Source organism: Nocardia sp. NPDC050435, from assembly GCF_040655395.1.
Classification (GTDB): Bacteria; Actinomycetota; Actinomycetes; order Mycobacteriales; family Mycobacteriaceae; genus Nocardia.
In genome coordinates this window covers 347,733-360,393 of sequence record NZ_JBFAJW010000005.1, presented here as the reverse complement: position 1 = coordinate 360,393, position 12,661 = coordinate 347,733, and the positions used below count along the sequence as shown (strand labels likewise).

The 12,661-nt window shown below is 70.5% G+C and carries 12 protein-coding genes; all 12 read left to right on the top strand.

Annotated elements, in window-relative coordinates:
• Window positions 1–29: 29 nt before the first annotated feature.
• The 12 genes from AB0I43_RS17635 to AB0I43_RS17580 all read left to right on the top strand — a co-directional run bounded on the left by AB0I43_RS17635 (window position 30) and on the right by AB0I43_RS17580 (window position 12,636).
• On the top strand, window positions 30–1,295 hold the full coding sequence (locus tag AB0I43_RS17635; protein WP_356979147.1) for a cytochrome P450: 1,266 nt from the start codon (window positions 30–32) through the stop codon (window positions 1,293–1,295).
• A 26-nt stretch (window positions 1,296–1,321) separates the two neighbouring features.
• Window positions 1,322–2,155, top strand: coding sequence for an ABC transporter permease (locus AB0I43_RS17630; RefSeq protein WP_356979382.1), 834 nt, complete (start codon window positions 1,322–1,324; stop codon window positions 2,153–2,155).
• A gap of 88 nt (window positions 2,156–2,243) precedes the next feature.
• Complete coding sequence (locus AB0I43_RS17625) at window positions 2,244–3,011, top strand: ABC transporter permease (RefSeq protein WP_356979380.1); 768 nt, start codon at window positions 2,244–2,246, stop codon at window positions 3,009–3,011.
• Window positions 3,012–3,014: 3 nt separating this feature from the next.
• On the top strand, window positions 3,015–4,283 hold the full coding sequence (locus tag AB0I43_RS17620) for an MCE family protein (RefSeq protein ID WP_357432448.1): 1,269 nt from the start codon (window positions 3,015–3,017) through the stop codon (window positions 4,281–4,283).
• The gene (locus AB0I43_RS17615; RefSeq protein WP_356979143.1) at window positions 4,280–5,320 is read left to right on the top strand and encodes an MlaD family protein; all 1,041 of its coding nucleotides are present in this window, start codon (window positions 4,280–4,282) and stop codon (window positions 5,318–5,320) included. Before AB0I43_RS17620 ends, AB0I43_RS17615 begins: the two co-directional genes overlap by 4 nt.
• 6 nt (window positions 5,321–5,326) lie before the next feature.
• The gene (locus AB0I43_RS17610; protein ID WP_356979142.1) at window positions 5,327–6,364 is read left to right on the top strand and encodes an MCE family protein; all 1,038 of its coding nucleotides are present in this window, start codon (window positions 5,327–5,329) and stop codon (window positions 6,362–6,364) included.
• Window positions 6,361–7,500 (top strand): MlaD family protein, encoded by a 1,140-nt coding sequence (locus tag AB0I43_RS17605; RefSeq protein ID WP_356979140.1) that lies wholly within the window; start codon window positions 6,361–6,363, stop codon window positions 7,498–7,500. Before AB0I43_RS17610 ends, AB0I43_RS17605 begins: the two co-directional genes overlap by 4 nt.
• Entirely contained in the window at window positions 7,497–8,591 is a 1,095-nt protein-coding gene (locus tag AB0I43_RS17600; protein WP_356979138.1) for an MlaD family protein, read from the top strand. The genes AB0I43_RS17605 and AB0I43_RS17600 overlap by 4 nt, the downstream gene beginning before the upstream one ends.
• A complete protein-coding gene (locus AB0I43_RS17595) occupies window positions 8,588–9,859 on the top strand; it encodes an MlaD family protein (protein WP_356979136.1) in 1,272 nt (423 codons plus the stop codon). Before AB0I43_RS17600 ends, AB0I43_RS17595 begins: the two co-directional genes overlap by 4 nt.
• Before the next feature lie 20 nt (window positions 9,860–9,879).
• On the top strand, window positions 9,880–10,449 hold the full coding sequence (locus AB0I43_RS17590; protein ID WP_356979134.1) for an Mce protein: 570 nt from the start codon (window positions 9,880–9,882) through the stop codon (window positions 10,447–10,449).
• 30 nt (window positions 10,450–10,479) lie between these two features.
• Window positions 10,480–11,172 (top strand): hypothetical protein, encoded by a 693-nt coding sequence (locus AB0I43_RS17585; protein WP_356979133.1) that lies wholly within the window; start codon window positions 10,480–10,482, stop codon window positions 11,170–11,172.
• A 27-nt stretch (window positions 11,173–11,199) separates the two neighbouring features.
• A complete protein-coding gene (locus tag AB0I43_RS17580) occupies window positions 11,200–12,636 on the top strand; it encodes a carotenoid oxygenase family protein (protein WP_356979132.1) in 1,437 nt (478 codons plus the stop codon).
• The last annotated feature ends 25 nt before the right edge of the window (window positions 12,637–12,661 follow it).

Sequence of the window (12,661 nt, the reverse complement as noted above, 5' to 3'; positions counted from 1 at the left end):
ACTGGGTGACAACATTTTTGGAGGCCGCCTTGACCGCGAGCCCGTCGCTCTCCATCGGCGAATTCGACCCCCTGGACCCGCAGACGCTGCAATGCCCGCACCCCTGGCACCGCGCCCTGCGCGCGGCGGCGCCGGTGCATTTCGTGCCGAGTCGCGGGATGTGGTTCGTCACCTCGCGCGACCTGGTCGCCAAGGCGCTGGCCGACCACGCCACCTTCTCCTCGGCATTCGGGTTGCCGCAGATGCCGATTCCGGATTCCATCAAGGCCGAGGTCGAGCAGATCCAGGCCGAGGGCTGGCCGCCGGTGCCCACGCTGCTCACCGCGGACCCGCCCGAGCATCACTACTACCGTCGCATGCTGGCCAAAGCCTTCACACCACGCTTCATCGCCCAGCTCGAGCCCGAGATCCGCGCCATCGCAGCGGAATTGGTGGCCGCCGTGCCCGACGGGGAGCCGTTCGAGGTGGTGCGCGGGTTCGCCGCACCGCTGCCGCTGCGGGTGATCGCCCGGGTCCTCAACGTCCCCGACGACCGCATCGACGACTTCAAACGCTGGTCCGACCAGTTCACCGCCACCGTCGGCGGCCAGCTCGACGACGCCGGCCTGCTCGAGCAGGCCCGCAATATGGTCGAGTTCCAGAAGTACTTCGCCGCCCAGCTCGACGACCGGCGCGCCGACCCGCGCGCGGACCTGCTGAGCGGGCTGGTCACCGCGCATCGCATGGACGACGCCGACGAACCGCTCGACACCGGAGCGATTCTCAACATCATCGTGCAACTGCTCATCGCGGGGAACGAGACCTCGACCAAGCTCATCTCCGGGGTCCTGCACGAACTCGCCCGGGCACCCGAGTACTGGGCGCAGCTGCGCGCGGATCCCGCGCGCTCCGCCGACCTGATCGAGGAGGGCCTGCGGCTGCTGACACCGGTGCAGTCGATGTTCCGGATCACCAAGGCCGAGGCGAAGCTGGGCGACTACACCATTCCCGCCGGGCAGCTGGTGGTGCTGGTGTTCGGCTCGGCCAACCGGGACGAGGAGACCTTCACCCGCCCGGACGAGTTCGATCCCGATCGCGGTAACGCCAAGGCGCACATCGCCTTCGGCGCGGGCATCCACGCGTGCCTGGGCGCACCGCTGGCCCGGCTGGAAAGCCGCGTCGCGCTCGAGGCGCTCGCCGCCCGGTTCCCGGCGCTGCGCCTGGACCCGGACAACGACTTCGCCTACGACCCCAGCTTCATGCTGCGCGGATTGCACCGGCTGTCCCTGACTTTCAGCGAGGGCGGCGCCGAGTGAGGGCCGGCGGCACCGGCCCCTCTCCCCTGCCGAGCCCGGCCGCCGCGGCGGTGATCGCCTGGTCGCGCGGCTATGCAGACCGGCATCCGCTGGCCGCGCTGCGCACCGTCGGCGGCCAGATCCTGCTGGGCCTGCGGGCCTTTCGCTACCTGGGCACCGATCTCGCGCGCCGCCGCTTCCCCTTCGGGGAGTTCGTCGAGCAGGCGACCTTCATGGCCCGCACGGCGGTGGTGCCGACCCTGTTCGTCTCGGTGCCGATCAGCGTCACGCTCTCGATCCAATTCGGCCTGTTGGCAAGTCAATTGGGTGCGACCTCGATGGCGGGCGCGGCCAACGGCCTGGCCACCATCCGGCAGGGCGCGCCGCTGGTGGCCGCCATTCTCATGGCGGCGGCGGTCGGTTCGGCGATCAGCGCCGATCTCGGTTCGCGTGCCATCCGCGAGGAAACGGCCGCGATGGAGGTGATGGGCGTCTCGGTGATCCGCAGGCTGGTGGTGCCGCGGCTGGCGGCGGCGGTGGTGGTCGCGGTGTCGCTGACCGGCTTCACCTGTTTCATCGGCTTCCTCGCCGGTTACGCGTTCACCGTGACGCTGCAGGGCGGCACGCCGGGCAGCTACACCGCCACCTTCTCCTCGTTCGCGACCGTCGCGGACATGGTGCTGACGCTGATCAAAGCGGTCGTTTTCGGCGTGATCGTCGCCGTCGTGTCCTGTTACAAGGGATTGGACACCAGGCACGGCGCGGCCGGGGTGGCCAACGCAGTCAATGCCGCTGTGGTGCAGTCGATTCTGCTGCTGATGGTGGTGAACGTGCTGTTCACCCAGATGTATCTGATCCTGTTCCCCAAAGCGAGCTTCTGAGATGGCGGCCACCTATCACCCACCCGGAACGCGGCAGCTGGTCGCGGCGGCCCGGCCGCTGACCTACCAGCTGTTCCGGACCGGCCACATGGTGGCCTTCTTCTTCCGCACCCTGGCCGGGCTGCCCTGGGCGGTGACCCGGTATCGCCGCGAGTTCCTGCAACTGCAGTCCGACGTCACCTGGGGCAACGGCTCGATCGTCGTCGGCGGCGGCACCGCCGGCGTCGTGCTGATCGTGGGGGCGGCGGCGGGCGCGGTGGTCGGGCTGGAGGGCTACAACGCGCTCAGCCTGCTCGGCCTCGGCCCGGCCACCGGACTGATCACGGCGCTGGCGGCGGTCCGCGAACTCGCGCCCCTGATGGCGGCGCTGGCCTTCGGCATCCAGGCGGGCTGCCGGTTCACCGCGCAGCTGGGCGCGATGCGGATCGCCGAGGAGATCGACGCGCTGGAGTCGATCGCGATCCGGCCGATCCCCTACCTGGTGACGACCCGGGTGCTGGCCTCCACGCTGGCGGTGGTGCCGCTGTTCGTCCTGTGCCTGGCGCTGAACTTCCTGGTGTGCCAGCTCGTGGTCGGATTCTCCAGCGGCCAGCCCGCGGGCAGCTACCTGCACTACTTCCAGCTGATGCTCAGCGGCCACGACATGCTCCTGGCGGTGCTCAAGGTGACGATCTTCGTCGCGATCATGGCCACCATCCAGTGCTATTACGGCTTCTACGCCGGCGGCGGGCCGCGTGGCGTGGGCATCGCGGCCGGGCGGGCGATGCGCGCCGGCATCACCATCATGACCATTCTGAACATGCTCCTGACCATGGCGTTCTGGGGAATAGACGCCGGTGGCAGGCTCGGGGGTTGAACTGTGGCGAACGATTTCGAACTCGACGGGCGCGGCCCGTCCTCGACTGTCCTGGGACTCACCGGCACGGCCTTCCTGCTGGTGTGCGTGGTCGTCGCCTGGTTGCTGGTGGCCGAGTCACAGGGCCGCTGGGACGACCGCGTCCAGGTCACCGCGGTGCTGTCCTCGGTCGGTGACGGCCTGCCCGCCAAATCCGACGTGAAGTTCCGCGGTGTCCTGGTGGGACTGGTACGCGACCTCATCCCGGCCGGACCGGGCCGGGCGAACATCGTGCGCATCGATCTCGAACCCGAACACGCACAGGGTATTCCGGAGACCGTGACGGCGCGCATCGTGCCCAGCAACGCGTTCGCGGTGTCCTCGGTGCAACTGGTCGACAACGGGGCCGCGCCGCCCCTGCGCACCGGGGCGCGGATCGCCGAGGACCGTTCCCAGCCCACCCAGCTGTTCCAGACGACGCTGGCCAAGGTCCGGGAACTGCTCGCCACGGTCGCCCGGCCGGAATCGGCGCAGACCCTCGGCCTCATCCGCACCCTCTCCGACGCCACCCGGGACCAGGGGCCGACGCTGGCCGCGGCCGTCGACGGACTCAACCGGATCACCGCGGAGCTGAACGCGTTCGGCGTCGAGGACACCGGCCCGGCCACCCTGCGAACCTGGGAGTCCGCGATCGGAGCACTGCGCGGCACGGCGCCGGACCTGGTGGACGCGCTACACGCCGCGGTAGCGCCCATGCGCACGGTCACCGAGCGGCAAGCCCAGCTCACGGCGCTGCTCACCGGCGCGCAGGGCACCCTCGGCACGCTGGGCACGGCGGTCGACAACCACATCGATCAACTCGTGGGCATCACCACCGATTTCACTCCGGTGATCGGTGTCCTGGCCGACAACCACACCGTGTATCCGGCGCTGATGGTGCGGCTCAGCAGTACGGTCGACACCTTCTTCCAGGAGCTGTGGACGCGCACCGGCAGCAAACAGGCCTTCACCTTCAAGCTCGTGGTGTCGCTGACCCCGTTGCGGCTCTACACCCGGTCGGACTGCCCGGTCTACGGCCCGCTGCGCGGGCCGAGTTGCGAGACCGCGCCGGAGAGCACCCCGATTCCCGAATCCAGCGGCATCCCGGATATGCGCGGCTATCAGCCGCCGCCGGGCACGGTGGCGGCGCCGGCCGCGACCAACCCGGCCGAGCAGATCCTGCTCGGCCCGCTCGGAAATCCGCCGCCCGCACCGTGGTTCGCGCCGCGTCCGGACCAGGCGGTCCCGCGATGACCGCACATCGCCGCCAACTGCTGTGGCTGAGCGGCTTTCTCGCCGTCTGCCTGACGCTCACCTGGACGATCCTGGTGACGCTGCGCCGTGACGTGGCCGGGCCCACCAACAGCTACAGCGCCGTCTTCACCGATATCTCGGGCCTGCGGGCCGGATCGGACGTGCGGATGGCCGGGGTCCGGGTGGGCCGGGTGGACGCCGTCGAACTGGACGGCGCGCTGGCGCGCGTGCGGTTCCGGGTGCAGCGCGACCAACCGATCTACGGCGACACCAAGGCGTCGGTCGTGTACCAGAACCTGGTCGGGCAGCGCTATCTCGGCCTGGCACTGGGCCGGTACGGCCGGCCCGAGCGACTGCCCGGCGGCAGCGAGATCCCGCTCGAGCGCACCGAACCGTCGTTCGACGTGACCGCGCTGCTCAACGGATTCGAGCCGCTGTTCACCCTGCTGGACCCGGACAACCGCGGCAACATGTCCAACGCGCTGATCAAGGCGTTGCAGGGCGACACCGCCGCCGTCGCCACCCTCGTCGTCGAAACCTCCCGGCTGGCAGCAACTCTGGCCGGACCGGACGAGGTGCTCGGCCGGGTGCTCACCGGCCTGAGCGAGGTGACCCGGACCCTGGCGGCCCAGGGCGGCCGGCTGGAGACGACGCTCACCCAGGTTCGGGCCGTCGTCGCCGGGATCGAGCAGCACCGCACCGGCCTGGTCGCCTCGGTCGGCTCTATTTCCGTTGTCGTACAGCGGCTCTCGGCCATCATGTCCGCGGTCGAGCCGGACCTGAACGCCCTGCTCGGTCGCCGGCCGGGCTTCCTGTCCACGATCGTGGCGAACCCGGACGCGGTCGCCACGCTGGGAGCGAACATCCCGGCGGTGTTCAAGGGCCTGGCCCGGGTCACCGGCGACAGCACGGCCATGAGCGCCCAGGCGTGCGACTTCAACATCACGATCGCCGACTTCGTGGCACCCGTCATCCCGGCGATCATCGACAGCGCCACCCCGGGCGGGCAGCGCCGGTACTCGGCGCAGTGCAGGTGAGGACCCATGAGCGAGAACATCTTCGGCGACCTCCAGACGCGCGACCCGGCCTGGCTGGGCGCGCTCGCGATCCTCGTCACCGCCGCGCTCGTCGCGGCGACGACCGCGATCACCCAGCTGCACCTCGGGCAGACCGAGATCGCGGCCGAGTTCCGCCAGGCCGCGGGCATCCGGGGCGGGGACCAGGTCACCGTGGCCGGAATCCCGGTCGGCACGGTGGCCGATACCGCACTGGACGGCGATCGGGTGGTGCTGACGATGAAGATCGATCGCGAGGTGTTCCTGGGCGCGGACACGACCGCGGCCATCACCCTCACCTCCGTGCTCGGCGCGCGGGAGGTCGTGCTGCGGCCGGCCGGGCTCGCGGGCCTGGCCGACCGCCGGATCCCGTTGCGGCACACCAGCGTTCCTTATGATCTGCAGCAGGTGCTGCAGGATTCGACCAGCACCTTCGAACAGGTCGACGCCGAGCAGTTCGCGCGGTCCATGCAGGCTCTGGCCGCACAGTTGCAGGACGTACCCGCGGTGCTGCCCGACGCGCTGGGCAATGTGCGTGCGCTGTCGCGGGTGATCGCCGATCGCCGCGACCAGATCGGGGCACTGCTGCGCGATACCGCGCGCCTGACCACCATTCTCGAGGGTCAGCACACCGACATCGGCCTGCTGATCACCGAGGGCGGCACCCTGTTGCGCGAGATCCTGGCCCGCCGCGACGCCGTCGTGCGACTGCTCGACGCGGCCACGACCCTGGTGCGCACGGCCGAATCCACGCTGCGGGTCAACCGCGGCGACATCGACCGGATGCTCACCGACATCCGCGCCCTGACCGCCATGCTCGGCGACCACGACGACTTGCTGCGCAACACCTTTCAGGTCATGCCGATCGCACTGCGCAACATCGCCAACGCCACCGGCTCCGGCCCGTTCCTGGATTTCCTGCTGCCCGGCGGCCTGATGGTCGATTCCTGGATGTGCGCGATCAGCGCTCAGGCGGCCCAGGGCACGGTGCCCGAGCACTTCCACTATTTCGAGGACTGCCAGTGAGACGACCGTCAGGCCCGGCACGCCCGCGCCGCTTCCGCCATCCGGCCCTGGTGGCCGTGCTGCTGTTCGTCACGGCCTCGGTGCTCGGCGCCGGTTACGGCCTGCTTCCCGCGCGTTCGGACCAGCAGACCCGGATCACCGCGCAATTCGACAATGCCGTCGGCCTGTACGAGGGCAATACCGTCGCGGTGCTGGGCATGCCGGTGGGGCAGGTCGAGCGGATCACCGCGCGCGGCGGATACGTCGAGGTCGTCCTGAGCGTCCGGGGCGAGGTGCGGATTCCCGAGGGCGTGCGCGCGGTGACGGTCGGCACCTCGATTCTCACCGACCGCCACGTCGAGCTCACTCCCGCCTACACCGGCGGGCCGACCCTGCCCGCCCAGGCCGTGCTCGGCCTCGATCGCACTCGCACACCCGTCGAATTCGACCGCGTGATCGGCATGGTCGACAAACTCGGCGTCGCCCTGCGCGGCGACGGAACCGGCAACGGTCCGCTGGCCGAGGTGCTCACCGCGACCTCCGGGGTCGCCGTGTCCAGCGGCGCGGAACTGAAAGCGGCACTCGCGCAACTGGCCGAGGCGTTGCGCACCGGCGCCGACGGCGGCGCCGCGACCCGCGAGCACCTCGAGACGATCGTGCGCAATCTCGGCACGCTCACCGAGGCCGCGGCCCGCAACGAGGAGGCGATCACCGCCTTCGGCAGCGGGGTCGCCGGGCTCAGCGCGCTGCTCGCGGCCGAGAACGTGGGCCAGGGCGCGACCGGGCAGCGGCTCGATACCGTGCTCTCCCAGTTGAATACGCTGCTGAGCGAGCAGAGCGGCAATCTGCGCGCCACCGTGACCAGCAGCACCGCGTTCACCCGGGCACTGGTGGACTACCGGCGCGAGCTCGCGGAGGTGTTCGACCTCGCCCCGCTCGCCGTCGACAACGTCTACAACGCCATCGACCAGAAGAACGGATATCTGCGCGTGGGCGCGCATTTCGACAATGTCTTCTTCGACAGCTCGATGACCAAGGAGGTCTGCAACATTCTCGGCCTGCGCCAATTGGGCTGCGCCACCGGCGAATTGCGGGACATGGGACCGGATTTCGGCATCACGGCGGTGCTCGAGGCGATGACGAGGACCGGCCGATGATCCGCCGCCGCGTCCTGACGCTGCTGTGTGCGGCGCTGCCGCTGACCGGCTGCACCGTCACCCTCGAGGATCTGCCGCTGCCCGCGCCGGGAGTGAGCGGCCCCGGCTACCGGCTGACCGCCGTGTTCGCCAACGCGCTGAACCTGCCCGACCGCGCCAAGGTCCGGGTCGGCGGCGCGGACGTCGGCGAAGTCGAGGGGATGCGGGTGCGCGACTACACCGCCGTGGTCACCCTGCGCGTGCTCGACAGCGTGCGGCTGCCGGTCGGCACCACCGCCGAATTGCGTTCGGCCACACCGCTCGGCGATGTGTTCGTGGCGCTGCGGCCCCCGGAGCGCGGCTCCGGCGCCGAGCCCCTGCTCGGCGACGGCGACACCATCGCCCTGCCCGACACCCGCGCCGCCGCCACCGTCGAGGAGGTGCTCGCCTCGACCGCGCTGCTGGTCAACGGCGGGGTCATTCGCAACCTCACCCAGGTGCTCAACGGCATGGGCAGCGCCATGGGCGACGACGGGCAGCGATTGACCGGGCTGATCCAGCGGTCCCGCGATCTGCTCGCCACGCTCTCGGATCGCTCCGGCACGCTGCACGGCGTGCTCACCGAGACCGCGGCGCTGGCCGACGATCTGGGCGCGCGGCGGGCGGCCCTCGACGACATCCTCACCGCCACCGGCCCGGCGCTGGCCGTGATCGCGGGGCACACCGCGCAGCTGGCGGGGCTGGCCGATCAGGTGGCCGCCATCACCCGGCAGCTGGAGAAATTCCCCGCGATCGCGGGCACCGACAACCGCAGCGTGATCCGGGATCTGAACAACCTGGCCGCGGCGTTCAACGAGTCCGCCACCGATCCGCGGGTCACCGCGGCGAACCTGATCCGGATGCTGCCGCCGACGCTGAAGTTCTTCAGCGCCAACGCCGCCCACGCCGATGTCGAGCTGACGCAGGTGGTGGCCGGGCCGGTCGACGATCCCGGCCACTGGGCCGACGCCGCGTTCAAGCTGCCCGATCAGGCGGACTGGGCGAACTTCGTGGGATCGCTGACCTTCGTGCTCGCCCAGCTGGGCGCCCGGGTGGCGGAGCCGCCGCGATGAGGCCGCTCGAACTGCTGGCCGGCGGCGTGGTGCGGACCGCGCGCGCCGGGGTCGCCCGCAAGGTGCTGCTGTCGGTCGTGGCCCAGTTCGCCCTGGTCGCGATCGGGGCGAGCTATCTGATCTTCGGCGCGCTGCGCACCGACCCCTTCGCCGAGCAGATGCGGATCCGGGTGCTGCTCACCGAATCCGGCGGTCTGCTCGCGAACCAGGACGTCACCCTGCGCGGCGTGCCGATCGGCCGGGTCCGCGCGGTCGAACTGCGCGAGCACGGGGTGCAGGCGGTGATCGAGATCGACGCCGCGGCGCGGATTCCCGCCGACACCCTCGTCCGCGTCTCGGCGCTGTCCCCCGCCGGCGAGCAGTACCTGGACTTCCAGCCCACCGGCGCCGACGGGCCGCTGCTCACCGACGGCAGCGTCATCGATCAGGATCGGACCACCACCCCGATCCCGCTGTGGCGGGTGCTCGGCAACGCGGACGGCGTACTCGCGCAGGCGAAGCCGGAGCACCTGCGCGCCCTCGTCGACGAACTGGGCGTCGGCCCGCAGGGTCCGGAGCGGCTGCGCACCCTGCTGTCGAGCATGCGGCTGCTGTTCACCACCCTCGACGGCGTCCTGCCGCAGACCACCGCGCTGCTGCGCGCCAGTCGCCCGGTGCTCGGCCTGGTGAGCGCGCACGCCGCGGGCCTGCGCACGGCCACCGCCGACCTCACCGGTGTGCTGTCCGGACTCGGCGCGAAGGACGCGGGCCTGCGCACGTTGCTCGACACCGCACCCCAGGTGCTCGGCGACGTGGACCTGCTGGTCGCCGAGAACTCACCGACCATGGTGCAGTTGCTCGGCAACCTCGCCACCGTCGCGCAACTGTCGGCCGTGCGGGTGCCCGCGCTCGAGCAGCTGTTCCGCGACGATCGCGGCTCCCTGCTCGAGGCGGTGCGCTCGATCATGCACGGCGGCGGCGTCTGGGCGGTGGCGAGCCTGTATTTCCGCCGCTTCTGTGACTACCCGCATCCGCGCGACGTGCCCTTCGATCCGAGCTATCCCGAGCCCTTCGTCAACACCTACTGCCTGAACGACGACCCCGCCCTGCTGGTGCGCGGCGCGCGCAACGCACCGCGCCCGCCCGGCGACGACACCGCCCATCCCCCGGCCGGATTCGATCCGCTGGAGCGCACCGATCCGACGCCGATCGGCCCCTTCACCATTCCCCTGCCCTACGGCGGCCCGGCCATGCCGCCGGAGTCGCGGCCGCAGCGGCAGGGCAACTGAGTACGACCCGAGGAGAAACCATGCCCGAGAACCCCGTGCAGGAACGCGACGCGGACGCCGACGTGGTCACCGAAACCACCGAGACCGAGACCGCCGCCGCGCCGCGGACGCCGCTCCGGCGGCGCGTGCTGGCGGCCGCGGTGGTGCTCGCGATGCTGGGCCTGACGATGTCGACCGGCGTACTCGGCTGGAAATATCAGAGCAGCCGGGACGTCGACGCCGCCGCGGACGCCGCGCTGCGCGCCGCCACCGCCTACGCCGTCACCCTCACCTCGGTGGACACGGCCGCGATCGACAGCAATTTCCAGGCGGTGCTGGACGGCTCCACCGGCGAGTTCCGTGAGGTCTACACCAAATCCAGCACCCAGCTGCGCCAGCTGCTGATCGATCACAAGGCCACCGGGCACGGGGTGGTGCTGCAGGCCGCGGTGCGGTCCGCGTCCGAGGACGAGGTGGTGGTGCTGCTGTTCGTCGACCAGACCGTGTCCAACACCGAGATGCCCGATCCGCGGATCGATCGCAGTCGCATCGTCATGACCATGCAGAACGTGGGCGGCCAGTGGAAAGCCGCCCAGGTCGACATCCCGTGACACCCGGTCCCGGGGAGAAGAGGTACACCCATGAAGACACCACCGGTCGCGACCCGCGCCGCCGGCGCGCTCGCCGTCCTGCGCGACGATCTGATCCTGCGCTCCATGCTCCGCCGGGTCGGCGACATTCCCGAAGCGGTGCTGCTGCCGGTGCTGCGGATGGTGCGCACCGACCGCGCCGAGGTCGAGGCGGAATGGGCGGCCCTGACCGCCCACCGCGTCCGCGGCTTCACCCTGGAGCCGCCGGGGCGGTCCTATCGCCGCCGCTACGGCCAGTTCGTCACCGAACTGGAGTGGGCGGCCACGGCGTTGGCCGAGCATCTGCCGCGGGAAGCGGTGACCGAACTCGTCGCCGGGGCCGTCTCGGCGCGGTTGCGGCGCTGGCTACGGTTCCTGCTGCCGGCGTTCGGCGCGGCGCGGCTGATCCCCGGGGCCCTGCAACCGGCGGTCATGGACGCCGGGGTGTCCTTCGCGACCTTCCTGGTCGGCCCCATCCATCGCACGGCGACCGAGGCCGACGGCACCCTGGTCTACGAGATTCCCGAGTGTGCGATGCATTCCTGCACCGGCACCGGTGTCGCCCAGCAGAACTCGTGCCTGATGGGCTGTAAGGCCGCGTGCGAGAGCGTCTTCGACGCCTCCGGGCCCATCGCGCTGCGGTTCGAGCCGCACCTGCCGGGGCTGTCCTGCACCCTGCGGGTCACGCCCGCGGCCGCCGTCTGACCGATCCACTATCCATCAGGAGGGGCCGTGACCAGCCCGACTCAGACCGATGTCTACGACGACTACATCCCGCTCTACGACGAACACGATTACGACATAGACGAATTCGAGGGCAAGATACCCGCCGGCCTCCGGGGCGCGCTCTACCGCAACGGCCCCGGCAAACTCGACGCCGGGGGCCAGCGCCTGGGCCACCTCTTCGACGGCGACGGCATGATCTCCAAGTTCGCGATCGGCGACGGCGGCGTGCGCTACCGCAACCGCTTCGTTCGCACCAAGCACTATCACAAGTCGCTGACCTCGACCGGGGGTGCGCCGTACCGGGCACTGGGGACCCTGCGGCCCGGCGGCGTCCTCACCAACGCGCTGCAGTTTCCGGCCAATGTCGCCAACACCGGCGTGGTGATGCACGCCGGGAAACTGCTCGCGCTGTGGGAAGGCGGGCCGCCCACCGAGATCGACCCCGATACGCTGGGCACCCGTGGCGTGCATCGTTTCGGCGGCGCGCTCAAATGGCTCGGCGCGTTCTCCGCGCATCCCAAGTGGGACACCGCTACCGGCGATATGTACAACTTCGGCCTGGCGATGGTGCCCAACCCCGGGCTGGTCTGCTATCGGGTGGATCGCACCGGCAAGCTGAGCACGCTGGGCCGGGTGCCGTTGCCGCGCCCGATGTTCAACCACGATTTCGGGCTGACCCCCAAGCATCTGGTGTTCGCGACCGCGCCGCTGGTCTTCCCGGCCGGCAAGATGATGGCCGCGGGCCTGGGCCTGCGCAATTACATCGAGGCCATCGACTACGAAGCGCAGCGCGGCACGATGATCGCCCTGCTCCCCCGGTACGGTGGGCGACCGCGCATCCTGCACACCGACCCGCTCATGCATCTGCACCTGGGCAACACCTACGAGGACGGCACCGACACCGTCATCGAACTGGTCAACTACCACGCCTCGTGGGAGCAGCTCAACGGGCGGCTCTCCGGCGCGCAGGACGGCAGCCTCGCCGCGCTCGGGCAACCCTACGGCGGCACCCTGCTGCGACTGCGGATCACCAAATCCGGTCGCGTCCTGCACGAGCACCTCTCCGATCTGCACGGTGACTTCCCCACCTTCAACCTCGGGTACACCAGCAGGCGCAACCGCTACACCTATCTGGCGGTCGGCGCGGACGGTCACCACTACCCCAACGCGATCGCGAAGGTGGACAGCGTCTCCGGCCGGCAGGAACTGCATCGTCTGCCCGAGCGCCATTTCGCCCACGAGGCCATCTTCACGCCGCGCCCCGGCGCGACGAGCGAGGACGACGGCTGGCTGCTCCTGGCCACCCAGGATCGCCCGAATTCGCTGGCGCACCTGCGTATTCTGGACGCCGAGCACCTCGAGGCCGGTCCGGTCTACGTGGGCAGCCTGCGGCACCATCTGCCGCTGAGTTTCCACGGCAACTTCACCCGGCACGCCGCGTAAGCGCGGTGGGCGGCCGTTCCGGTCG